The 24,299-nt window shown below is 73.1% G+C and carries 17 protein-coding genes; 6 read left to right on the top strand and 11 right to left on the bottom strand.

Annotation, left to right across the window (positions count from 1 at the left end):
- Positions 1-374 precede the first annotated feature (374 nt).
- Positions 375-2,282, bottom strand: coding sequence for a translational GTPase TypA (gene typA / locus DDJ31_RS24930; RefSeq protein WP_127178144.1), 1,908 nt, complete (start codon positions 2,280-2,282; stop codon positions 375-377).
- A gap of 242 nt (positions 2,283-2,524) precedes the next feature.
- A complete protein-coding gene (locus DDJ31_RS24925; protein ID WP_127178145.1) occupies positions 2,525-4,783 on the bottom strand; it encodes an ABC transporter family substrate-binding protein in 2,259 nt (752 codons plus the stop codon).
- A 438-nt stretch (positions 4,784-5,221) separates the two neighbouring features.
- On the opposite strand from DDJ31_RS24925, the gene DDJ31_RS24920 reads away from it, so the two are divergent.
- Genes DDJ31_RS24920 through DDJ31_RS24905 form a run of 4 tightly spaced genes read left to right on the top strand, consistent with a single transcriptional unit; the run spans position 5,222 to position 9,069 of the window.
- A complete protein-coding gene (locus DDJ31_RS24920; RefSeq protein ID WP_127178146.1) occupies positions 5,222-5,509 on the top strand; it encodes a hypothetical protein in 288 nt (95 codons plus the stop codon).
- 19 nt (positions 5,510-5,528) lie between these two features.
- Complete coding sequence (locus DDJ31_RS24915) at positions 5,529-6,350, top strand: hypothetical protein (protein ID WP_127178147.1); 822 nt, start codon at positions 5,529-5,531, stop codon at positions 6,348-6,350.
- Positions 6,350-8,305 carry a fumarate reductase/succinate dehydrogenase flavoprotein subunit gene (locus tag DDJ31_RS24910; protein ID WP_127178148.1) on the top strand — a complete coding sequence of 652 codons (1,956 nt, stop codon included), beginning with the start codon at positions 6,350-6,352 and terminating at the stop codon, positions 8,303-8,305. Before DDJ31_RS24915 ends, DDJ31_RS24910 begins: the two co-directional genes overlap by 1 nt.
- Positions 8,302-9,069: a succinate dehydrogenase/fumarate reductase iron-sulfur subunit gene (locus tag DDJ31_RS24905; RefSeq protein ID WP_127178149.1), complete on the top strand. Its 768-nt coding sequence runs from the start codon at positions 8,302-8,304 to the stop codon at positions 9,067-9,069. The genes DDJ31_RS24910 and DDJ31_RS24905 overlap by 4 nt, the downstream gene beginning before the upstream one ends.
- A gap of 112 nt (positions 9,070-9,181) precedes the next feature.
- On the opposite strand, the gene DDJ31_RS24900 is transcribed toward DDJ31_RS24905, so the two are convergent.
- Positions 9,182-10,159: a phosphotransferase family protein gene (locus DDJ31_RS24900; protein WP_127178150.1), complete on the bottom strand. Its 978-nt coding sequence runs from the start codon at positions 10,157-10,159 to the stop codon at positions 9,182-9,184.
- A complete protein-coding gene (locus tag DDJ31_RS24895; protein WP_240678397.1) occupies positions 10,156-11,214 on the bottom strand; it encodes a glycoside hydrolase family 18 protein in 1,059 nt (352 codons plus the stop codon). The genes DDJ31_RS24900 and DDJ31_RS24895 overlap by 4 nt, the downstream gene beginning before the upstream one ends.
- Positions 11,215-12,038: 824 nt before the next feature.
- On the opposite strand from DDJ31_RS24895, the gene DDJ31_RS24890 reads away from it, so the two are divergent.
- Positions 12,039-13,748 (top strand): hypothetical protein, encoded by a 1,710-nt coding sequence (locus DDJ31_RS24890; protein WP_127178152.1) that lies wholly within the window; start codon positions 12,039-12,041, stop codon positions 13,746-13,748.
- Between the two features lie 53 nt (positions 13,749-13,801).
- On the opposite strand, the gene DDJ31_RS24885 is transcribed toward DDJ31_RS24890, so the two are convergent.
- The 7 genes from DDJ31_RS24885 to DDJ31_RS24855 form a co-directional block, all read right to left on the bottom strand.
- The gene (locus tag DDJ31_RS24885) at positions 13,802-16,447 is read right to left on the bottom strand and encodes a SpoIIE family protein phosphatase (RefSeq protein WP_127178153.1); all 2,646 of its coding nucleotides are present in this window, start codon (positions 16,445-16,447) and stop codon (positions 13,802-13,804) included.
- A gap of 271 nt (positions 16,448-16,718) precedes the next feature.
- The gene (locus DDJ31_RS24880; protein ID WP_127178154.1) at positions 16,719-17,156 is read right to left on the bottom strand and encodes an ATP-binding protein; all 438 of its coding nucleotides are present in this window, start codon (positions 17,154-17,156) and stop codon (positions 16,719-16,721) included.
- A gap of 182 nt (positions 17,157-17,338) precedes the next feature.
- Positions 17,339-17,737, bottom strand: a complete 399-nt coding sequence (locus tag DDJ31_RS24875; RefSeq protein WP_127178155.1) for a (deoxy)nucleoside triphosphate pyrophosphohydrolase — start codon at positions 17,735-17,737, stop codon at positions 17,339-17,341.
- Between the two features lie 72 nt (positions 17,738-17,809).
- On the bottom strand, positions 17,810-18,010 hold the full coding sequence (locus tag DDJ31_RS24870; protein ID WP_127182614.1) for an SPOR domain-containing protein: 201 nt from the start codon (positions 18,008-18,010) through the stop codon (positions 17,810-17,812).
- 319 nt (positions 18,011-18,329) lie between these two features.
- A complete protein-coding gene (locus DDJ31_RS24865) occupies positions 18,330-19,082 on the bottom strand; it encodes a GntR family transcriptional regulator (protein WP_127178156.1) in 753 nt (250 codons plus the stop codon).
- A 146-nt stretch (positions 19,083-19,228) separates the two neighbouring features.
- Positions 19,229-20,554, bottom strand: a complete 1,326-nt coding sequence (locus tag DDJ31_RS24860; protein ID WP_240678084.1) for a DUF4190 domain-containing protein — start codon at positions 20,552-20,554, stop codon at positions 19,229-19,231.
- Positions 20,555-20,710: 156 nt separating this feature from the next.
- The gene (locus DDJ31_RS24855) at positions 20,711-22,885 is read right to left on the bottom strand and encodes a DEAD/DEAH box helicase (protein ID WP_127178158.1); all 2,175 of its coding nucleotides are present in this window, start codon (positions 22,883-22,885) and stop codon (positions 20,711-20,713) included.
- A 379-nt stretch (positions 22,886-23,264) separates the two neighbouring features.
- Between DDJ31_RS24855 and DDJ31_RS24850 the strand changes: the two genes are divergently transcribed.
- Positions 23,265-24,251 (top strand): hypothetical protein, encoded by a 987-nt coding sequence (locus tag DDJ31_RS24850; RefSeq protein ID WP_127178159.1) that lies wholly within the window; start codon positions 23,265-23,267, stop codon positions 24,249-24,251.
- Positions 24,252-24,299 lie beyond the last annotated feature (48 nt).

The following is a 24,299-nucleotide window of genomic DNA, read 5'->3' as shown; positions in this document are numbered from 1 at the left end:
AAAGGGTTCGCGTCCGTCCTCCGACACCCCTGACGGAGACTCAGACACCCCTTGGTGCTCGTGAGTCGGCACTGTCCCCACAGTGCGAGACCCATTGACCCGAGCGCTACGCGGCTAACTATCTGCCATGAGCCATTCACCGACCACTGTCTTCAAATCTCAATTCGGTCACAGCTGGCACGTACATCTTCCAAAATCTGGACAAACTGTTCGGGAGGAGAAGGCGCGAAACGGACTTGTTACATGGGTATCGGGCGACGATCTCCGCAATCCGGACAGCGATCTTCTGGAAAACCGGTTGCAAAGAGCCCGGACCCCCCAAGACGGGGAACCCGGGCTCCGGTTCAGCTGTTTTCGGCCTGATCGGCCCTGTGTCAGCCGTGCTTGGCGCGGCTCGCGGAGCGGCCGCGCTCCTTCTGGTCGAGCACGACCTTGCGGATGCGAACGGCCTCCGGGGTCACCTCGACGCACTCGTCGTCGCGGCAGAACTCCAGGGACTGCTCAAGGGAGAGCTTGCGCGGCGGGACGATCGCCTCGAACGTGTCGGCCGACGAGGACCGCATGTTCGTGAGCTTCTTCTCCTTGGTGATGTTCACGTCCATGTCGTCGGAGCGCGAGTTCTCACCGACGATCATGCCCTCGTAGACCTCGGTGCCGGGGTCGGTGAAGAGCACACCGCGCTCCTGGAGGTTCGTCATCGCGAAGGCGGTGACGGCGCCCGAGCGGTCGGCGACCAGCGAACCGTTGTTACGGGTCGTCAGGGTGCCGAACCACGGCTCGTGGCCCTCGTGGATGGAGTGCGCGATACCGGTGCCGCGGGTGCCGGTCAGGAACTCGGTCCTGAAGCCGATGAGGCCGCGGGAGGGGACGACGAACTCCAGGCGGACCCAGCCGGAGCCGTGGTTCGACATGTTGTCCATGCGGCCCTTGCGGACGCCCATGAGCTGCGTGACCGCGCCCATGTGCTCCTCGGGCACGTCGATCGTCATGCGCTCGACGGGCTCGTGCACCTTGCCGTCGATCATCTGGGTGACGACCTGGGGCTTGCCGATGGTCAGCTCGAAGCCCTCGCGGCGCATCTGCTCGACCAGGATGGCGAGCGCCAGCTCACCGCGGCCCTGGACCTCCCAGGCGTCCGGACGCTCGGTGTCGAGCACCCGCAGCGAGACGTTGCCGACCAGTTCGCGGTCGAGGCGGTCCTTGACCTGCCGGGCGGTGACCTTGCGGTCCTTGACCGCGGCCTTGTTGTCGGCGCCCTTGCCGGTGCCGCCGCGGCCGACCAGCGGCGAGGTGTTGGTGCCGATGGTCATGGAGATCGCCGGCTCGTCGACGGTGATCAGCGGCAGCGCGATCGGGTTCTCGGGGTCGGCGAGGGTCTCACCGATCATGATCTCCGGGATACCGGCGACGGCACAGATGTCACCGGGGCCCGCCACCTCGGCGGGCTTGCGGGTGAGCGCCTCGGTCATCAGCAGCTCGGTGATGCGCACGTTGGCCATGGTGCCGTCACGCTTGATCCAGGTGACGGTCTGGCCCTTGCGCAGCTCGCCCTGCTCGACGCGGAGCAGCGCGATACGGCCGAGGAAGTTGTCCGCGTCCAGGTTGGTGACGTGCGCCTGGAGCGGGGCCTCCTCGTCGTACTCGGGGGCGGGGACGTGCGAGAGGATCGTGGAGAAGAACGGCTCCAGGCTGTCGCTGTCGGCCGGGACGGTGCCGTCCTCCGGCTTGGTCAGCGAGGCCACGCCGTCGCGCGCGCACGCGTAGACGATCGGGAACTCGATCTGGTCCTCGTCGGCGTCGAGGTCGAGGAAGAGGTCGTAGGCCTCGTTGACGACCTCGTCGATGCGCGAGTCGGGGCGGTCCGTCTTGTTGATGCACAGGATGACGGGCAGGCGGGCCTGCAGCGCCTTGCGCAGCACGAAACGGGTCTGCGGCAGCGGGCCCTCGGAGGCGTCCACCAGCAGCACCACCGCGTCCACCATCGACAGGCCGCGCTCGACCTCGCCACCGAAGTCGGCGTGGCCGGGGGTGTCGATGATGTTGATGGTGATGACGTCGCCGCCATCCTTCGGGTGGTACTTGACGGCCGTGTTCTTGGCCAGGATCGTGATGCCCTTCTCACGTTCCAGGTCGTTGGAGTCCATCATGCGGTCGTCGAGCGACTCTGCGGCGTGCGCGGCGAAGGCACCGGCCTGCTTGAGCATGGCGTCGACCAGGGTCGTCTTGCCGTGGTCGACGTGGGCGACGATGGCGACATTGCGGATGTCGTGGCGCGTGGCCATATTGCGGAGTACTCCCGGAGTGTGAGGAAGGCCTTCGCGTACGTCCGTGTGACGCGGGCCCTGCCGGGCTTGACATGCCACGGCCTCACCCCATGTTACGTGGCTCGGCAGACCGCGGCGCGCGCGGTGGCGCGGCCCCGGCCCGCCGGTGGCCGGTGGACCGGTCCCGGGGGCCGGGACGAGCGGCGCGGGCCGCCGCCCCGCGGGTGCGGGGCGGCGGCCCGTGCGCGGGGGCGGAAGGGTCAGTTCCCGTTGGGCGCGGTGGACGGCTTGGTGCCGTTCTTCAGGAAGCCCATGTCCTGGTAGACGGGGGTCTGGAAGCCGAAGGAGCCGGCGTTGGCCAGGTCCTTGCGGGCCGCGGTGAGCTGGGGGCGCTGGTAGAGCGGGATGGATCCGGCGGAGGCCCAGATGCGGGAGTCGGCCTTGCGGATCAGGGAGCGGCTCTCGTCGTCGTCGAGGGTGGCGGCCGCGCGATCGAACAGTTGATCGACCTGGTCGGTGCCGACCCTGGTGTAGTTCTGCTCGACGTTCAGGGAGCCGTCGGCCGCGGGCACCGGCTTGGCGTAGATCGGCCGGGCGTCGGTGGCCGGGTACGCGGAGGCGGGCCACGAGTAGAGGGCCAGGTCGTACTGGCCGGACGCGATGTGGTCCTTGAAGTAGCTGCTGTCCGGGACCTTGGTGATGTCGGTCCTGATGCCGACCCGCTCCAGCATCGTGCCGATCCGCTCGGCCACCGCCCGCAGCGACTCGGAACCGGCGCCCGACGGCAGCACGAACCGCAGGGTCAGCGGCTTGCCGTCCTTGGCCAGCGGGCCGGGCGCGGGCGCGGGGGCCGCGGTGCCCTTCGGGGCGTAGGCACCCGCCGCGCCGGCCGCGCCGCCCTGCTTGAGGTGCGCCTCACCGCCGTACTGCTTGCCGTCCGCGAGGTGCCTGGCACCGCCCTCGCCGCCCTCGCCGCCCTCATGGGCCTTCTTGTCCTGGCCGTCGTCGTGGCCCTTGTGGTCGTGGTCGTCGTGGCCCTTGTTGTCCTCGCCGACGATGTACGCCCCGTCGCTGCCGCCCTCGGACTCGTCCTGGGACTTCTTGCCCTCGGAGCCCGCCGCCTTCTCGCCCTTCTTCTTGTCCTTGACCGGAGCGCCCGGCACCCACCCGGCGTCGGCGAGCAGCGCCTGCGCCTCGGCGGTGTCCTGGCCGCCGAGCGCGCCGCTGTTGTCGGCGTAGGCGGCCTGCCCGGAGAGCGCCAGATGGCTGCCGACGGGCACCGCGGGCAGCCCGAGCGGCTTCAGGACGACCTGGGCGAGCGCCTCCCGGTCGAGGGCGCGGGCCACCGCCCTGCGCACCCGCTCGTCCGCGAGCGGGCCCTCGGAACCGTTCAGGGCGAGCTGGGTGTAGGCGGGTTCGAGCGACTTGCGGACCTCGAAGCCGCGCAGCGCCTCCTGCTGGCGCTCGTACTTCGCGACGGCCTTGCGCGCCTTCTTGCGGGCGAGCAGCTCCTCGTCGGCGACGTCGTCGTCACTGCCGTGCGCCCGCGCCCAGGAGCGCAGCGCCTTCGCGGCGGTCCGGCCCGCGGCGGGGCCCAGCTGCGGAGAGGCGCCCTGCGACGGGCTGCCGGGGCCGCCGTTGCTGCCGGCCTGCGAGATGCGGGAGGCGGCGTCCGGGTCGATGTCGGCCAGGTCGATCTTCCCGGCGGCCAGCGCGGCGGCCCGCTTGGCGCGCGGTACGGCCTTCAGGTCGATCTCGGACAGCTTCGCGGGCCGCCCCCACCAGCGCGGGTTGCGGGCGAGGGTGATCTCGTCCTCCGCGCGGTCGACCTTCTTCACCGCGAACGGGCCCGCGGTGATCTTCAGCTTGCGGCGCGCGCCGTCGTTGAAGGCGTCGGGGGTGCCCATGACGGCCTTCGGGTACAGCGGCGAGAACAGCGAGCGCCAGTCGGCGTACCGGCGCCCGAAGGTGACCTTGACCTCCAGGTCGTTGGCGCCCCGCTCGATCTTCTCGATGCGGTCGTACCCGGCGTTGCGGGCGGTCCAGTAGGCGCTCTCCTTGCCGGACAGCGCGCGCCACTGGGCGACGAAGTCGGCGGCGCCGATCTCGCGGCCGTCGCTCCACACCGCCTGCTGGTTCAGCTTGTAGAGCACGACCTGCTTGGGCTCGGTCTCGACGACCTTGGCGGTCTCCAGGTAGTCCGGGTCCCGTTGCGGACGCCCCTGGGCGTCCAGCCGGAACATCGACGGCAGGACGGCCTGGGCGACCCGGCCCGTGGCCGCGTCCGCGTCCGCCTGGTAGGCGTTCAGGGTCTCCGGGATGTCGTCGACGGCCCAGCGCAGGGTGCCGCCGTCGGCCACCTGGTCGCGGGCCGCGGGTGCGATGTCCTGTCCGGCGAGCGGCCGGCCGGCCTCGTCCTCGGAGCTGCATCCGGCGAGCAGGGGCACCGCGAGCGCACCCGCGGCAAGGAAGGCGACCGAGCGCATGACCGCGCGCAGTCCGACGCCGTGGTGGGACATGTCGTCTACCTCCGGGAGGGGGCCGCCGCCGAACTCGTTTGGCGGTATTTGGAGCTGATCAGATCTATGCGGCCCACTGAAGAGGACGGGATCAGACGTTCGGGCGCGACACGGCGGCACGCGCGCCGAACCCCACCCGTGCGGCGCAACCGGCGCGGCGGCCGTTGCGCCATCGGCGGGACGGCGACGGCCGCGCCCCGGGCCACGGCCCGCCCCACGGCCCCCCGGCCCGCCCCGCGGCCCCGCTGCCTCCCGGCCCGCCCCGCCCGTGACCCGTGCCGCCCGCCGTCCGCCGGGCTCCGCCGGACCGGCCCGCACCCGCGCGCCCCCGCCAATCCGTGCACATGCCTTCCCACCGCCGGGTGTGACGCGCAACACTCGCAGGCGCATGAACGTCCCCGCCCAGGGCAGTGCAGCCCGCGGAAGTGAGGTCACGTCATGTCCGTGCACGACGAACTGACATCGGTCCAGCGCAGTCTCGACGAGCTGCTCAGGTCCGTCGGGCGGCTGGAGAAGCAGCTCGGCACCGGCGGCCTCGAGATGCGCCGGGTCCGCAACGACGCCAACCACCTGCGCGAGAGCCTCGCCCTGCTGCGCGACACCGCGGCCGCCCCCGCCGCCCGCCGCACCGATCTCGTCCCCATCTCCGACACCCCGTACGACACCAGCCTGTGGACGGACTCGGACGACGAGGGACTCGGCGCCCGCGACCGCCACGCCCCCTGAACCCGACCGGAGTCAAGAATTGGCCACTGGTACGGAACCCCATCCCGACAGCCGCGGCGTGCACACCCCGACGCGCGCCGCGATCTCCGCCCGTCATCTGCGCACCGACCGCTGGTGGCTGGCCCCCGCGGGCACCGCCGCGGGGCTGCTCGCCTTCGTCGTCTACTCGACCTGGCGGGCCTTCGCCGACGCGCACTACTACTCCGCGCCCTATGTGTCGCCGTTCTACTCGCCCTGCCTCGCCGAGCGCTGCCAGACCATGCACAGCGGCCCCAACGCGGACCTGTTCGGCGGCTGGTGGGCGCTCTCCCCCGCGATCATCATCCTGATCTTCCCGCTGGGCTTCCGCATGACCTGCTACTACTACCGCAAGGCCTACTACCGGGGCTTCTGGGCGTCCCCGCCGGCCTGCGCGGTGGCCGAGCCGCACGCGTCGTACTCGGGTGAGACGCGCTTCCCGCTCATCCTGCAGAACCTGCACCGCTACTTCTTCTACGCGGCGATCCTGGTCGCGGGCGTGCTCACCTACGACACCGTGCTCTCGTTCCGCGACGCGCACCACCACTGGGGCCATATGGGCCTCGGCACCGTGCTGTTCGTCGCCAACGTGGCGCTGATCTGGGCGTACACCCTCTCCTGCCACTCCTGCCGGCACATCGTCGGCGGCAAGCTCAAACACTTCTCCCGGCACCCCGTGCGCTACCGGGCCTGGCGGTTCGTCGGCAAGCTGAATGCCCGTCACATGCTGCTGGCCTGGGCGTCGTTGGTGAGCGTGGGGGTCACCGACTTCTATGTCTACCTGCTCTCGTCCGGCGCCTTCGACGATCCGAGGTTCTTCTGATGTCCGTGGTCGACCGCCAGGAGTGGGACGTTGTCGTGGTCGGCGCCGGCGGCGCGGGGCTGCGGGCCGCCATCGAGGCCCGGGAACGCGGCGCCCGTACGGCGGTGATCTGCAAGTCGCTGTTCGGCAAGGCGCACACGGTGATGGCCGAGGGCGGCATCGCGGCCGCCATGGGCAACGTCAACCCGGGCGACAACTGGCAGGTCCACTTCCGGGACACGCTGCGCGGCGGCAAGTTCCTCAACCAGTGGCGGATGGCCGAGCTGCACGCGAAGGAAGCCCCGGACCGGGTATGGGAGTTGGAGACCTGGGGCGCCCTGTTCGACCGCACCGCCGACGGACGCATCTCGCAGCGCAACTTCGGCGGCCACGAGTACCCGCGCCTCGCGCACGTCGGCGACCGCACCGGACTCGAACTCATCCGCACCCTCCAGCAGAAGATCGTCTCGCTCCAGCAGCAGGACAAGAAGGAGACCGGCGACTACGAGTCCCGGCTCAAGGTCTTCCAGGAGTGCACCGTCACCCGGGTGTTGAAGGACGGGAGCCGGGTATCGGGCGTCTTCGGCTACGAACGCGAGTCGGGCCGCTTCCTGGTCCTCGAGGCACCGTCCGTGGTGATCGCCACCGGCGGCATCGGCAAGTCCTTCAAGGTGACGTCGAACTCGTGGGAGTACACGGGCGACGGCCACGCGCTGGCCCTGCTCGCCGGGGCGCCGCTGCTCAACATGGAGTTCGTGCAGTTCCACCCGACCGGCATGGTCTGGCCGCCGTCCGTGAAGGGCATCCTCGTCACCGAGTCGGTGCGCGGCGACGGCGGGGTGCTGCGCAACTCCGAGGGCAAGCGGTTCATGTTCGACTACATTCCCGACGTCTTCAAGGAGAAGTACGCCGAGTCGGAGGACGAGGGCGACGGCTGGTACGAGGACCCCGACCACCACAGGCGACCCCCTGAACTGCTCCCCCGCGACGAGGTCGCCCGCGCCATCAACTCCGAGGTGAAGGCCGGCCGCGGCTCCCCGCACGGCGGGGTCTTCCTCGACGTGTCCACCCGGATGCCCGCCGAGGTGATCAGGCGCCGACTGCCGTCCATGTACCACCAGTTCAAGGAGCTGGCCGACGTCGACATCACGGCGGAGGCGATGGAGGTCGGGCCCACCTGCCACTACGTGATGGGCGGCATCGCCGTCGACTCCGACACGGCCGCCGCGCGCGGGGTGCCGGGTCTGTACGCGGCGGGCGAGGTGGCGGGCGGCATGCACGGCTCCAACAGACTGGGCGGCAACTCCCTCTCCGACCTGCTGGTCTTCGGCCGCAGGGCGGGCCGGTACGCGGCCGAGCACGCGGCGGAGCAGACGGAGGGACGGCCAGGACGGCCAGGACGACCACAGACGGACGACGCCCAGGTGGACGCGGCGGCGGCCGAGGCGCTGCGCCCGTTCTCCGCCGAGGGCCCGCCCCCGGACGGGGAACCGGCCGCGGCCCGCGCCCCGGAGAACCCGTACACCCTCCACCAGGAGCTCCAGCAGACCATGAACGACCTGGTCGGCATCATCCGCCGCGAGGGCGAGATGGAGCAGGCCCTGGAGCGGCTGTCCGCACTGCGGGTACGGGCCAGGCGGGCGGGCGTCGAGGGCCACCGCCAGTTCAACCCCGGCTGGCATCTCGCCCTGGACCTGCGGAACATGCTGCTGGTCAGCGAGTGCGTGGCACGGGCCGCCCTGGAGCGCACCGAGTCGCGCGGCGGCCACACCCGCGAGGACCACCCGACGATGGAACGGCACTGGCGCCACGTCAACCTGCTCTGCGCGCTGGCCGATCCGGGCGCCACCGATCCGGCGCCCGGCCAGATCGCCCTGACCCGCGAGGACACCGAACCCATCCGCCCCGACCTGCTCGCCCTCTTCGAGAAGGACGAGCTGGTCAAGTACCTGGCCGAAGAGGAGCTCTACGAGTGAGCAGCTACGAGGCCCGCTTCAGGGTGTGGCGGGGCGATGTGGGCGGCGGCGGCCTGGAGGACTTCACGGTCGAGGTGAACGACGGCGAGGTCGTCCTCGACATCGTGCACCGCCTCCAGGCCACCCAGGCACCCGACCTCGCCGTCCGCTGGAACTGCAAGGCGGGCAAGTGCGGTTCGTGCTCGGCGGAGATCAACGGCCGCCCCCGGCTGCTGTGCATGACCCGCATGTCGGTGTTCACGAAGGACGAGACGATCACCGTCACACCGCTGCGCGCCTTCCCCGTGGTGCGCGATCTGGTGACGGACGTCGGGTTCAACTACGCGAAGGCGAGGGAGGTTCCGGCGTTCGTGCCGCCGGCCGGACTGGCCCCGGGCGAGTACCGGATGACGCAGCAGGACGTGGACCGCTCGCAGGAGTTCCGCAAGTGCATCGAGTGCTTCCTCTGCCAGGACACCTGCCATGTGGTGCGCGACCACGAGGAGAACAAACCGGCGTTCGCGGGCCCGAGGTTCCTGATGCGGGTCGCGGAGCTGGACATGCATCCGCTGGACGCGGCCGCCGAGTCCGGCCTCGACCGCAAGAGCACCGCCCAGGACGAGCACGGGCTCGGCTACTGCAACATCACCAAGTGCTGCACGGAGGTCTGCCCCGAAGGCATCAAGATCACGGACAACGCGCTGATCCCCCTGAAGGAGCGCGCGGCCGACCGCAAGTACGACCCGCTGGTCTGGCTGGGGTCGAAGATCAGGCGTCGGGCGTAGCGGTCACCGGGACGGCGGGCGGGAGTGAAGTCACGGGCGGCGGGCGGGAGTCCGTCACGGTGGGGGCGCCCGCAGGAGCGCCGTCACGGGGGAGGGCGGGCGTCCGCGGCCGTCATCCGCCGACGAACTCCAGCGCCCGCCGCAGATGGTGTTCGACGATGCCCCGCAGGGCAACCCGGTCGGGAAAGTCCCCTTCGAGGAGGCGGAGGGGACCGGCGACCAGCGAGAGATGCGTCGCCAGCCGGTACAGGCGCAGCCGGTCCTCGTCGAGACCGGCGGTACGCAGGCGCGGGTAGTGGGACCCGAGGCGCAGCCGCAGGAAGACGTGCTCCCACTCGACGTCGAAGTACCTGAGCCCCTCGATGTCGATCAGGGCGGGCTGCCCCTGGGCGGTCAACAGGACGTGGTCGGGCCCCAGTTCGCCGTGCACCAGCGAGAACCGGGAACGCGGTCGGACGGCGGACGCCAACTCCTCGACGACGTCGTCCAGTTCGTCGCGGGCCGCCGCGATCCGCCGGTCCCGCGCCGCGCTCGCGGCGATGTCCCGCAGGGCGCCCTCGGTGACCAGCCGTTCGCACGAACCGCCTTTCGGGACACCGCCGTTGTCGACCAGGGCGACGCTGCCGAAGGCCGGCCCGCGCTGCGCGTGCAGCCGCGCCACCAGATCGGCGAACCGGTCGAGCGCCGCCTCCGCCTCCCGGGGGTCACCGGCCAGCGCCTCCTGGAGGCTGCCGCCGGTGAGGTCCTCGACGACGGCCGCGTCCGCTGGCAGCAGGGTGCGCGTGGCGTCGGCGTACAGCAGCCGTGGGGTGCGGACACCGGCCGCGGTGAGCCGGTCGTGGGCCGTCGTGAACAGGGCGAGGCCGGTGCCGGGGGCGAGCGGGTCGCGCGGGCCGGGTGGAGCGGCGTCCCAGAAGTCCTCCGCGGCCGACCACACATAGACGACGGCGGTGGAGCCGTCGTCGAGGGCGAGCCGGTAGACGCCCTTGCGGGTGCCGCCCGGCAGCCGGGTCGCGGTGAGCGGGGTCCGTCCGAGCGCGGCACGGGCCAGGGGCGCGAGGTCGGTGGCGGTGAGCGGGGTTCGGGTCATCCGGGCGTCACCCAGCCTTCTCGGTAGGCCGCCCAGTCGGCCTCGGTGGCCGCGAAGTCCACGTACAGGGCGACGCCGAAGCGTACGCGGTCCGCGTCCGCGCGGGACAGACCCAGCCTGACCCCCCGGACGGCGGCCGGGACGGTCTCGGCGTAGGCCAGGTGGCCCGGCTTCGTCTCGTGGAAGAACGGCAGCCCCATCAGCAGGTCCGTCGACTCCGGGGTGGCGTCGAGGGCGAGCGCGGTCTGCCGGGCGACATAGCCGCCGTACAGGCTCGGCAGCGGCGTGGCGGTGTCGTACGACATGACGGCGATCTGGTCGACGCGCCGGGCGACCTGCCCGAAGTACTCCCGCGACCACCACTTGGGGTGACCGGTGAGGGCGCCCGCGACGGTGTGCAGCGCGGGCAGCGGGTCGATCTGATGGGCGGCGACGGAGAGCGGCACGCCGGCCGCCTCGGTGGTCCTGTGCAGGGCGTCCAGCAGGCCGAGGTAGTGGGCGTCGCCCGAGTGCAGGGGTTCGAGGTCGAAGTGGACGCCGTCGAATCCGGCGGCCAGGACGCGCCGGGTGGACGCCACGATCGCGGTCCGCGTGGCGGCCCGCTCCAGGCGCATGCCGTCCGGGCTCTCGGTCGCCAGCTCGTCACCGAGCCACGCCTGCACGCGGACGCCGGGCGCGGCCTCGTGCACCGCGCCGATCAGCCAACGGGCCTTCGGATAGGCGGAGTCGGGCAGCGTGCCGTCGTGCTCCAGGGGGCCCGCGTGGACGTACAGGTCCCGGATGCCGGTGGAGCGCAGCCGCCGGGCGAGCGCGGTGACGTCGGCGTCGCCCTTGCGCCCGTCGACCCAGGCGTGCCCGAGCCAGACCGCGTCCCGCCCCCTGCTGTGGGCCCCGCTCCCGGGCTCCCCACCGTAGGCGAGCCGCAACGCGACGGCGGCGGAGGCGACGGGAAGCACCAGCAGAAGCACAAGCCCCAGGACAAACCGCCGAAGGAGACGCCGGGGGCGGGGTGGGGTGGGGGGTTTGGTGGGGGCGGTGGGGCAGGTGGGCTCGATGGGCTTGGCGGGGCTGGTGGGCTCGGCGGAGCCGGTGAGACCGGCGGGCTCAATGGGCTCGGCGAGGCCGGTGGGATCGGCGGAGCCGGTGGGATCGGCGGAGCCGGTGGGGCTGGTGGGCTCAATGGGCTTGGCGGGGCTGGTGGGCTCGACGGAGCCGGTGAGACCGGCGGGCTCAATGGGCTCAGCGGGACCAGTGGTCGTGGCGAGGCCGGGGGGCTCGGCAAGGCCGGTGGAGCCGGTGTGGCTGGTGGGGCCGGTGTGGCTGGTGGCACTGGCGGGCTCAGCAGGACCAGTGGTCGTGGCGAGGCCGGTGGGCTCAGCAGGACCAGTGGTCGTGGCGAGACTGGCGGGCTCAGCGGCACCGGCCGTCGTGGCGAGACTGGCGGGCTCAGCGGCACCGGCCGTCGTGGCGAGACTGGCGGGCTCAGCGGCACCGGCCGTCGTGGCGAGACTGGCGGGCTCAGCGGCACCGGCCGTCGTGGCAAGGCCGGTGGGCTCAGTGGGACCGGCGGCCGTGGCGAGACTGGCGGGCTCAGCGGGACCGGCGGGCTCGGCCGGATCATCCGAGCCCTCCAGCCCTGCCCCCACCTCCGCCCCCGCCGCCCGGCCCGCACGATCCGCACGGTCCACCCGGTCCGCCCCCGCCGCCCGGCCCGCACGATCCACCCGGTCCGCACGATCCACCCGGTCCGCACGGCCCGCCGCGCGCCCCCCGTTCCCCTGTTTCTCGTTCGTCATGCCGTGTCCCGCCCCTCTCTCGGCTCCCCACCCCGGGCGTCTCCCGCTCGCGCACCCGCTGTGCTGCTCATACGCTCCGAAATGTGACGTCCTCCCTGATACGGGGGCGGCCCAGACGCCGCGCTCCGTCCCTCGTCCCCGCGCGCCTGCTGCACACCGTGCTGGGCGGCCTCGCCGGTGTGGTGTGGCTGGTCCTGCCGGGGGTGACGTTCCACAGCGCCACGCCGGTTCCGCCGCCGAGCGCGGCGGCCGCCCCCGCGGCCACCGCGCGGTCGGCACCCGCGTCCGGCGGGACCTCCACCGCCGACCTGGTGCTTCCCCTCGTCGTGGTCGTCGCCGCCCTGGCGTTCGGCGGGTACGGGTATGTGCGGCGCACCCGGCGGGCCAGGACCAGGACCACCCCCGGCTGGGCGACCGCCCCGGCCGCCGACGCCCCGCCCTCGCTGCCGGAGGCGGACGACCGGGCGCGGGCGCTGCTCGTCGCGGCCGACGACTGGGTGCGGGTGTCCCGGGAGGAGCTGGGGCCGGCCGAGGCGCGGCTCGGGGCGGCGGCCGTCGCGCCGTACGCGCGGGCGGTGCGGGAGGCGGCGGCGGAGCTGTCGGACGCCTTCCGGCTGCGGCAGCGCTACGACGAAGGGCCACCGGCCGACCACGACGAGCGGCGGCAGTCGCTCGCCGGGATCGTCGCGCGGTGCGAGGAGGCGGGGTGGCGGCTGGACGCGGACGCCGACTCCTTCGACCAACTGCGCGGCCTCGAAAGGGGGTCGGCGCCCGGGGTCGTGGACGCGCTGGTGGCCGCCGAGACCCGGTTCCGTGAACTGGGCGCCCGTACCCGCCGGATGGCGACGCTGGTCGCGGGGCTCGGGGAGCGGTACGGGCCCGCGGTGACGGACTCCGTGACCGGCTCCGTCGAACAGGCCAAGGACCGGCTGGTGTTCACGACGTTCCGGCTCAACGAGGCCCGGCAGGCGGCGGACCGGGGCGAACCCGACGTCGCGGCCAGGCAGCTGCGGGCGGCCGAGGGCGGGATCGCGCAGGCCGCCGCGTTCCTGGACGGCGTCGAACGCCTCGCCGCCGACCTGGAGTCGGCCGAGCGGCTGCTTCCGGCCACGCTGAGCGGCGCCGAGGCGGAGATCGCGGGGGCGCGGGAGACGGCGCGGGACCACGCGGCGGCCGTCCGCGGCGACGGCGCCGAACGGCCGGTGACCGCGCGGGGGCACCGGTTCGTCAGGCCCGGCGCGTCAGGGGCGCGGCCGGCCGAACCCCTGCTCCCCGCCGACATGTTGCTGGCCCAAGCCGATGTCGCCGACGCCGTCCTGGCCGCCGTCAGGACCGAGGCGACGGCGGGACCTTCCGATCCGGTCGACGCGCTGCGGCGGGTCGCCTCCGCCGTGCTGCCGCTGGCCGCGGGCCGGGCGGGCGCGGTGCCGTTCGCCGCCTCCCTGGTCGCCGCGCACAGCACGGCCGACGCCGACACGTTCATCGGCACGCACCGGGGTGCCGTCGGCAGCGAGGCCAGGACCCGGCTCTCGGAGGCGAGGCGGCTCCGGGACGCCGATCCGCTCACCGCCGACGCGCTGGCGGTCCGCGCCCGTGAGCTGGCCGAACGCGATGTGCGCGGCCACGGCAACCCGTTGAGCGGCGGGAGCGGGCACGAGAGCGGTCTCGCGGGCGCGGTCCTCGGCGGCGTGCTGCTGCCGCCGTCGGACGGAGATCCGCAGGGCGCCGTCGGGCCGCCCCCGAGCTTCGGCGGCCCCAGGACCGGCCGCCGCCGCGCCGCGGACCCGGGTTAGCCGGCTCACGGGACCCCGTGCGGGGCCGACCGGCACCGGCGGAGCCTCCCTCGTCAGAACAGGCTGAGCAGCGCCTCCGCCGGGTCCGTCAGGCCCGTCTCGCCGTCGGGCAGCGGGAGTTCGAACCAGACCGTCTTGCCGCGGGGGGTGCGGCGTGAGCCCCAGGACGTGCTGAGCAGCCCGACGAGTTGCAGGCCCCGGCCGCCTTCGTCGGTGTCGCGGGCGCGGCGGCGGCGCGGCTGGACGAGTCCCGAGTCCCAGACCTCGCAGACCAGGGTGCGGTCCAGCAGGAGCCGCAGCCGGATCTCGCCCTCGCCGTAGCGCAGCGCGTTGGTGACGAGTTCGCTGACGAGGAGTTCCGCCGTGTCGACGAGCGGTTCCAGGCCCCAGGACAGCAGTTGGCCGCGCGCGTGCTCGCGGGCGCGGCCCACGCTGCGCGGTTCGCGCGGCAGCGTCCAGTCGCCGACGGAGTCGGTGGGCAGGCCCTGGACGCGCGCCATCAGCAGGGCGATGTCGTCCTCTCCGTGGTGGGTGTCGAGGGTGTTGAGGACGTGGTCGCAGACGTCCTCCAGGGGGCGGGCGGGGTCGGTGAGCGCGCCGACGAACGCCTGGAGCCCCTCGTCGAGCGGGTGGTCGCGGGACTCGACGAGGCCGTCGGTGTAGAGGGCGAGCAGGGCGCCCTCGGGCAGGTCGACGTCGACCTCCTCGAAGGGTTCGCCGCCGACCCCGAGCGGCATGCCGGGCGGCACGTCGAGCATCAGGGCGTCCTCGCCCGGTTCGACGAGGACCGGCGGGAGGTGGCCCGCGTTGGCGAAGGTGATGCGCCGGGTGACGGAGTCGTAGACGGCGTAGATGCAGGTGGCGAGGTACACCTCGGAGAGGTCGGCCTCGCGGGGCCTGCGGGCGGAGCGGGTGGCCTGCTGGACCCCGCCCGGTGCCCCGAGCCCGCGGGCGATCTCGTCCAACGCGCCGAGCACTTCGGCCGGTTCGAGGTCGAGCAGGGCCAGGGTGCGCACGGCGGAGCGCAGTTCGCCCATGGCGACGGCGGCCCGCAGTCCGCGGCCCATGACGTCGCCAACGACCAACGCGGTGCGGTGGCCCGGCAGTTCGATGACGTCGAACCAGTCGCCGCCGACCTCGCTGGGGCGGTCGGAGGAGGAGTTGCCGGGCCGGTAGCGGCAGGCGATGTCGAGTCCGGAGGCGACCGGGTCGCCGGGCGGCAGCAGGGACCGTTGCAGTATCAGGGCCCGTTCGTGCTCGCGCCGGTACAGCCGCGCGTTGTCGATGCAGACGGCGGCGCGCGCGGCGAGTTCCACGGCGAGGTCGCGGTCCCGGTCGCCGAACGGCTCGCTGCCCTTGGTCCTGGCGAACTGGACGAGTCCGACGACGGTGTCGTGGGCGACCATCGGCACGGCGAGGGTGGACTGCACGAGCCCGCCCTCCTCGGCCGGCACCCGCTGGGTGCGGGCGGTGCGCAGGGCGTCGGCGCAGGGCGAGTTGAAGGGGTAGTGGTGGACGGCGCCGACCTCGACGGAGGTCCCGCCGCCGACGAACGGCGCGTCGGAGACGGCGCTGGCGAAGGCGACCCGGCGCAGCGCGGCGCTGCCGTCGGCGAGTCCCGGCGGGGTCTCGTCGCCGGCCAGCAGCCCCTGGTAGAGGTCGACGGTGGCGAGGTCGCAGAAGCCGGGCACGACGACGTCGAGGAGTTCGCGTGCGGTGGTCTCCAGGTCGAGGGAGTTGCCGATGCGGGCACCGGCCTCGTTGAGGAGGGCGAGATTGCGCCGTGCGGCGGCGGCCTCGCGGGCGGCGGCGCGGCGGGCGGTGATGTCGGTGGCGAGCCAGGCGACCCCGATGGGCCGGCCGCTCCCGCTGTGCACGCGGTAGAGGTTGACGGACCAGTGGCGGCGCTCGTCGGTGTTCGGCACGAAGCCGGTGACGTGCATGTCGGTGATGGCGTTGCCGGTCTCGAGGACCCGGCGCAGGGTGGCCGTGATGCGGTCGGCCTCGGGCCGGGGCAGGTAGTCGTGGACGCCCTTGCCGCGGTGGTCGTCGGGGGTGCCGCCGAAGAGGGAGGCGAACCGCTGGTTGGCGCGGCGGACCCGCAGGTCGGCGTCGATGAGCAGGAAGCCGAAAGGGGATTGCCCGAAAATCGACTGTGAGGCGGCGAGGTCGGTCTCGATGTTCCGCAGGGTGCGGACGTCGACGACGATGCAGACGGCGGCCTTCTCACCGTCCTCGGTGAGCGTGGGCATGACGTAGACCTCGGCGAGGCCCTCCTCCCCGCACTCGCCCCTGCTTCTCGGCTCGGGCACCCGGAAGGGGACCACGCCGGTCCACTCCCGCCCGTCGAGGATCTCGGCCATCTTCCGCTGGCCCTGCTCGCGCAGATCGGGGTCGACGAACGTCTCGATGGGGTCCATGCCGACGGCCTGCTCCGCGGTGATGCCGAAGAGTTGTTCGGCGCGCAGGCTCCACTGGTCGACGAGTCCGTCGGGGCCGATGGAGAAGGAGGCGACCTTGATGTAGTCGTAGATCGAGCCGGGCGGACTGCTCTGCCACATGGCGTCACCAGGTGCGGGCGGCTCGCCGACGCCCGTCACCGCGCGTGGCGCCGGCGCATCGGCAGCGCCCGCGGTGTACGACCTCGCACCGCCCGACGGGTCCTTGGACTCCGCCGCCTTCGCTGGTATCTCGCTCACTCGAACCGTCCCCTCCAGCTCACCGCGTCCGGCACCGGTCACCGGCAGCGGCTGCCCGCAGTATCCAGCACTACGGCGCCGCACAACACGGTGTTCACGATCACAGCACGGTCCCGATGGTTTTCGGTCCGGACCGTGACAACACTTCCAGTCTTCTAACCAGCCAACACGTCGTCGAACCACTCCTATCGACAACCGACCTCCGCCGAACAGGGCGGCGGGCGAAGCGGACTGCCTCGTACAGCTTCCACGGGCGGGCGGGGCGTCCGGTTCACCCCGGTACGGCCAGTTCGAACCAGACCGTTTTGCCGGTGTCGCCGGGGCGGGTACCCCAACTGCGCGAGGACAGCGCGACGAGTTGGAGTCCGCGCCCGCTCTCGTCCTCCGGACGGGCGACCCGCTCGCGGGGCGGGTCGGGAAGCGGGTCGGACACCTCGACGCGCAGGACGTCGCCGGGGTGCGCGGGGCGCACGAGACGGAGTCCGATGGGGCCGGTCGCGTGCCGGAGGGAGTTGGTGACCAGCTCGCTGACCAGCAGAGTGGTGAGGTCGGTGAGGGGTTCGAGGTTCCAGCGGCGCAGCCGGTCGCGCACGGCGTCACGGGCGTTGCGGACGGCTCCCGGCTCCGCGGGAAAGGTCCACTCGGCACGGTCGCCTTCGGTGTCGATCACGCCGATCACTTCCCAGGCCGGGCCAGCAAGCCTACCCATGTCCGTTTTCATGGGGTTAATGGCCACATACCCGATATTCAGCGCGAAGTACCGCCTTATTCGAAGCACTGTGGCACAAACGGCGTACCCGGCGCCCTGTTCCCCCCGGCCCTCTCCTTCCGCACTCCCGTGCTCCCCCTCCGCTCCCCCCACATTTCTCGCGGAAGCAGCGCCTCCGACCTCTACGCCGCGAGCCGCGCCGCCGCCTCGCGCACGGCCGGCACATCCTGGTCGAGCCAGTCGACGTCCCACACGTCGGCGGCGGCGAGCCAGCGCAGTTCGTCGTGGTCCTCGAGAGGTTGGGGGGAGGCGGAGCCGGGCAGCAGCCGGGCGGTCCACACCTGGAAGACATAGGGCGCCCGCAGCGGCCACTGGCCGGGGATCCGCTCGACGAGCGAGGCGTCCACGCCGAGTTCCTCGCGCAGTTCGCGGACGAGGGCGCTCTCGGGGCTCTCGCCTTCCTCGACCTTGCCGCCGGGCAGCTCCCAGCGGCCGGCGAGTTCGACCGGCGCGCTGCGCCGGGCCGCGAGCAGGCGGCCGTCGTGCAGGAGGGCGGCGCCCACCACGATCCGTTCCGTCATGTGCCGGAGCCTACGGGAGTCGTACGCCGGCGCTCGGGCCCGCGTCCGACCGCGTGATCCGGCCGGTGGAACTCAGTTGAGCGTGTCGGTCGCGCCCTGGCCGTTCGGGCCGATGCACTCGACCCAGTAGAGCTGTTTGTGGCCGCGGGCATCGAGCCTGTCGGCCATCTTCTCGGCCTCGGCCTGCGTCGCGTATCTGCCGACGCTGTACCGATTGCCGTTGTCGTCCTCACGTATGAGGCGCCAGGGAAGAGTGAGAGTGCCGTCGTTCATCACGCCAAGTCGCCCCTTACCGAACGCGGTTCGCACCGCGCCCCGCTCTCTGAGGAAACCGCGATCCGCATATGCCTGAGCCTACGCCCTACCTTCACGCAGCGAATACGGGTTTTCACAAAGAGGTACGCAACCGGCCAGAACGCAGGGGGCGCGCGCCGGCGAACGCGCCGTCCGGACCTGCCGACGCCTCGCCGCGGCGCCGTCGCGACCGGACGGCGGCGACCTGCGAGAACGGCCGGATCGCGGCGGCGGGCGCGAGGGCGCGCGCGGCTCCCCGCAGGGATCGGGGGGCGGGTCAACCCCCAAGGGGTGTGCGCTACTTCACGGGAAGGTGGTACGCGATCCGGTAGCGGTCGGCCGGAACGACCACGTCGGCGGTCTCCACCGGACGCCCCGAGGCGTAGAACGTGCGCTGGATGACCAGCACCACATGACCGGGCACGCCGCCGAGCGCCTGCAACTCCTCGGCGAGGCCAGGACGCGCCCCGACCTCCTCGGTGACGTTGTCCACGATGACGTCGATCGCCGCCATCCGCTCGGCGACGCCCATCCCGCCGAGTGGCCCCTCCTCGGGCAGCATCACCGGCGTGCGCCCGGTGACTTCGAGGGGCTCCCAGGAGGTGGACAGCATCATCACCTCGCCGGCCTCGCGGAAGACGTAGCGCGTGCACATCACCCGCTCGCCCGGCTCGATGCCGAGCCGCTCGGCCACCGCGCCGCCGGCCGCGAGCTGCTCGCTGCGCGACTCCCAGGTGCCGCGCGCCTCGCCGTCGGCCTGCTCCTGGCGGAAGGGCGTCGCCCCGCCGTCCGGGCGGTAGCCGGAGCGGGCCAGGCGCCTGGGCACCGGCCGCTCCCGCACATAGGTACCGGAACCGGAGCGGCCCTCGACCAGGCCCTCGGCCATCAGCACCTTGCGCGCCTCCAGGGCGACGGTGTCGGAGACGCCGTACTCCTCCCGGATGCGCGCCTGGGAGGGGAGCCGGGTGTGCGGTGGCAGCGAACCGTCGACGATCTTCTTGCGGAGATCACCCGCGACGCGCAGGTACGCCGGCTGCTCACCGAAAGTCACAGGTCGCTCCCATCAGGTTGTACAGACAGCGACAGCGTGGCAACCGTGGGTTCGGCGATGCAAGCAAAGGCCAGAGAATCACTCGATGTGATGACTCGCTCTTACCAGTGGCTTACGCAGGCACTTTCTCCCCCGCACAGCGGCCGTCACACCTCAAGACCGGAGTCTCCGCCTCCGCCGGAGCCTTCGGAGCCGTCGACGCCGTCCGCGGGAGGGCTGGAGGCAAGCCCCAGAGCCTTGCGCGCGGTGACCGACCGGTCGGGCGTCGACAGCTCCATGACCCGGTCGACGTGGACGTAGAACGCGTCCGCGTCGGTGGCCTTCGCGGCCCGCGCCCACTCCTTCTGGAGCCTGTCGACCTCGTCGGCGACCTCGGCGACCGGTCCGCGCGCCGCCTCGGGCCAACTGTGGTCGCGCAGTTGCCCGGCCTCCTTCAGGAGCGCCCCCGACATCCGCCCGGCCCACTTCCGGTTGGCGTCGAGGTCGTCCTCGGCGGTGGCGAGCGGCTCGCCGTCCAGGGCCTTGTTCTCCAGGTTGACGGCGGTCAGATAGGCGAGCTGGTCGGCGTCGAGAAGGGTGGCGTCGTTGCGCAGCGAACCGGTCAGGCCCGCCCGCTCCTCCATGTTGCCGAAGAGGCAGGTGACCTCGCGGTCGCCGATCCGCCAGCTCGACCGCGTCGGCGTCAGGTAGTACACGTCGGCCTCGGCGGGGACGGCCCAGGAGTCCATCGCGTACCCGTGCCGCAGCTGGTAGCAGCGGGTGTCGGCGATCTCGGTGAGCCGGTCGTCGCCCGGGTAGGAGTCGTGGCCGGTGACCGTGAAGAGGGCGAAGACCTCGGCATCGTGCTCACCCTCGCAGGGCACGTCCTCGACGTCGTAGGCGAAGCCCTGGAGCGAGCCGGTCGGCGCGTCGAAGCACTCGCCGACGGAGAGCGTGTAGGCGGTGCCTTCCCCGCTCGCGGCCTCCTCGATGCCGTCCCGCAGGCCGGTCAGCCCGCCGGTGGCCAGCACCAGGACCCAGAGCGCGGTCCCGATCCCCGACAGCACCGAACCGGCCACCGCCATGCCCTTGCCGCGCTCCCCCTTGCGCCGGATCTGCCCGAGCGCGACCAGCCCCAGCACCAGTCCGACGACCGGGACACCGCACAGGAGCCCCAGGACGAGGGAGCCGACGGCCATCCCGTTGACGGGAGCCTGCTGGGGGTAGGGGCTGTAGCCCTGCCCCCAGGGCTGGTAGGCGTACGGCCCGCCACCGGGTGCTGGCGCGGCCCCCGGTCCGTACGGCGGGTAGGGGCCCGCGGCGCCGGGTCCCGGCGGGGGCGGCGGACCCGGCGGCGCGAACGGGTTGCCCTGGCCGGGGGCCGCGTAGGGGTCCCCCTGACCGGGAGCCGTGAACGGGCCCTGCGGGTTTGGGCCTTGGGGCTCCTGGCGGTCCTGGGGCTGGTCGGGCCCAGGGGGCGGGGGTATCGACACGGGTACCGTGCTCCTGATTCGGGCGGTGGTGCGGGCAGAGGAATGGCACGCCTCACGGCGGACCCGCCGGCCGCACGGCGGACTGACGCCGACCGCACGGCGGACCGACGTACGACTCGGCATCGTAGGCACGAGGTCGGCGGGGTGGGAACGGAGTTACGCCGCCCCGGTCGCCAGCCGGAGCTGTTCCTCCTCCACGATGCGGCGGGCGATACCGGCGTCCGAGACGTCCACCGCGTCCGGGGTGGCGTCGGCGGTGTCGCTGCGGCGGGCGTAGGCGTCGAAGAGGCGCGTCTTGTTCTCCAGGATGCGCAGCAGGCGCGCGTCGACGCTGTCGGTGGCGAGCAGCCGGTGCACCTGGACCGGGCGGACCTGGCCCATCCGGTGCGCGCGGGCCACCGCCTGGTGTTCGAGGGTCGGCTTGACCTGCGGTTCGCACAGCACGACGACGGACGCGGCCTGCAGGTTGAGGCCGACACCGCCCGCCTCGATCTGGGCCAGCAGCACGGCTGGGCCCTCGGCGTGCGTGAAGTCGTCGACCAGGCGCTGCCGCCGGGCGACCGGCACCCCACCGGACAGCGGTCCGAACACCGGCTGCGGGAGGGCCTGTTCGACGGCGCCGAGGACATCCCTGAAGTAGGAGAAGACGACCGTCTTGAGGCCGTTGCCGCCCGCTTCCTCGACCAGTTCGCGCAGCCGCCCGAGCTTCGCGGAGTGCGCGGGGTCGGCGTAGGCGGCGCGGCGCATCGCCATGAAGTTCCCCGCGGCGACCGCCGCGCGGTAGGCGTCCAGGTCGGCCGGGCTCAACTCGGCCCACTCGTCGACCTGGAGCAGCGCGGGCAGCTCGGTCAGCACGTCCCGCTGGTTGCGGCGCAGGTAGGCGGGGGCGACCGTCCGGCGGAAGACCTGCGGTCCCGCGGCGCCGTCGCTGTCGCGGATCTCCGGCGCCAGCTCGGGCCGGACCATCCGCACCAGGGAGCGGAACTCACCCACCCGGTTCTCCATGGGGGTGCCGGTGAGGAACAGGACGTGCTCGCAGGCCGCGGCCCACTCGGCGACCGAACGGGCGCGGCGGGTCTCGGGGTTCTTCACGTAGTGCGCCTCGTCGACGACGAGCATCGCCGGGGCGGCGCCCTCCTCGGGCGCGGGCAGGGTGTGCAGCACGTCGAAGGTGGTGAGGGCGACGCCGCCGCGCTCGCGCCACTCGGCGTGCGCGTCCTGGCGTTCGGGGCCGTGCACGGGCAGCGCGCGCAGGGTGCTGCGGGAGCGGATCTCACGCGTCCAGTTGATGAGCACGCCGGCCGGGCAGACCACCAGGAAGTGGCTGTGCCCCTGGGCCGCGAGATGCGCCAGCGCGGCGATGGCCTGCACGGTCTTGCCGAGCCCCATCTCGTCGCCGAGCACCACCCGGCGCTGCGCCAGGGCGAACCGGGCGCCGAAGGACTGGTAGCCGCGCAGCGAGACCCGGCGGTGGGTGTCGTCGAGCGGCTGCGCCCGCACCCGTTCGACCACGTCGGACGGCAGGAAGCCGTCCGCGGCCTGTTCCTCGCCCGGCGGTGCGCCGGTCTCGACGAGCTGGCTGTAGTACTCGGCGGACCGCAGCTCGAAGTCGACCCACGCCTCGATCTCGGACACCGGGTCGCGCAGCAGGTCGGTGGTGGCCTGCGCGAGCAGCAGGCCGACGCCACGGGTGTCGGCGTCGGCGATCAGCGCGCGCAGTGCACCGCCGGCTTCGAGGGCGGCGGCGCGGCGGCGAGGTCCCGCGAGGGCGAGCCGCAGCCGTCCGGTGGCGGGGCGGACGGTGGGCAGCAGCTCGCCGAGCGCGTGTTCGACGCGGCGGGCGGTGTCCACGGCGCGGCGCAGCTCGGGCCCGGCCTCGACGAGCCGGTGCAGGGCGACGACCAGGGCGGTGGTCCGGGGTTCGGGGTGGTCGACGTCGACCCGCACGGAGACGGTCTCCTCGACCGCGCGGGCGATCTGGCCCGCGGCGGCGAGCGCCTGGTCGGCGGTCTGGGCGCCGACTCCGGGGATCTGCCGCAGTGCGAAGCGCTCGGCCCGGTGGACGGCGCGGACGGTGGTGAGGCCGGCCGCCTCGAGAGCCGCCAGCCGCAGCCGCCCCTCGGTGACGTCCTTCAGCCGCGCGACCGGGATGGACTCCAGCTCCGCCGCGACCAGTTCGTCGCGCAGCGGGGCGAGCGCCGAGCGGACGGCGTCCAGGGCGCGGTCATGGTCGTCGAGCAGGGCACGCGCGGTGTCCCGCAGCCGGACTCCCCGCGCGCACAGCTCCCGGGCCCGCCGCCCGACGACGGCCTCCCCCACGCCCTCCCCCATACCGCCCCGCCCCTCCGCTCACCCGGCCCACGCCGACGCGTCCATGGTCGCACCGGCCACTGACAACGGGAACGGGAACGGGAACGGGACGGGTGAGGGGAGCGGGCGGGGACGGAGCGAGGGGGACGGGGCGAGAGGGGGCGGGAGGGAAGGGTCGGGACGGCAGAGGTCGGGACGGGATCGCCGGACCGGGCGGTACGCGTCCCGCTCCCCCTCACCGCGGCCGAGGACGCGTGCCACTCCTCCGCGCCCCGGCCGAGGACGCGTCCCACTCCCCCGCGCCCCGGCCGAGGACGCGTGCCGGCTCCGTTGTCAGTGGCGGCGCGTAGCGTTTCCGTATGACCCGCACCCGCGCCGCGCTCCTCGGAAGGAGCTGTCCATGAGCGTCCCGCACCCCGCCGTCGAGGATCTGGTGTCCGCGCTGCCCGAGCTGGCCGGACTCGTCCGCGCGGCCGTGCTGTTGCGGCCTGAGCCCGGTGCGCCCGGCGTCCTGGACAGCTCGGTCGGCGGCCCGCTGCTGTGGCCCGCGGCCGAGCCGTGGCCGCTGTGCCGGGAGGCGCATGTCGTGGAGGTCCGCGAGAAGGTGTCGGACGAGGACCGGGCGGCCCTGGAGCGCGTCGACCGCGCGGTACGGGAGCGCCGTCGCGCCCGGCCGGAGCGCGCGTACGAGACCACCGCGGAGGAGGCGGCGGTGGTGCGCCGGGTCATGAACGGCGCGGGGTCGCTTGACCGGATCTCCTGGGAGACGGTCCGTACCGCGCTCGACACCTCGGGCCCCGGCGTCCCGATGGTCCCGCTCCTGCAACTGCGCCGCGCGCAGGCGCCCGCCGCCGACTGGCCGGACGGCGCGGACCTCCTCCAGGTGCTGTGGTGCCCGAACGACCACAGCGACCTGCCGCACCAGTCGGCGTACCACGGGCCCGCGGTGGAGATACGCCACCGCGCCGCCTCGGACGTGCGGCCTGAGGACGTCCTGGCCGCTCCGCCCCGCCCGCACCGCGCAGACGACGTCTACCTGCCGACGCCCTGTGTCCTCGCCCCGCTCCCGGTGGCCGACCTCCCGGACCAGGACGGACTCCCGGCCAAGCTCGCCGAGCGGGCGCGGCGTTGGGCCGAGGAACACGGTGCCGCGTATCGGCGCGATCTGTCCTGCCTGCCCGGCTGGAAGCTGGGCGGCTGGCCCAGCCGGCACCTCGCCGGGGGCGAGCCCCTTGACTGCGGGTCCTGCGCCACCCGGCTGCGGCTGCTGCTGACCGTCCCGAGCAGCAACGACGGCCCGGACCTGAGCGTCGGCCGCTTCGGTGAACTCCGGTTGTTCAGCTGCCCGGAGGACGGGAGGCATCCGGTGCGGCTCACCCTCCAGTGACGGCGCCAGCGACAGTGACGGCGACAGTGACCTGCCCGGCCCTGCGGG

This window comes from Streptomyces griseoviridis, from assembly GCF_005222485.1.
Lineage (GTDB): Bacteria > Actinomycetota > Actinomycetes > Streptomycetales > Streptomycetaceae > Streptomyces > Streptomyces hintoniae.
The sequence above is the reverse complement of the archived record's forward strand: the minus strand, read 5'-3'. Positions and strand labels throughout refer to the sequence as shown.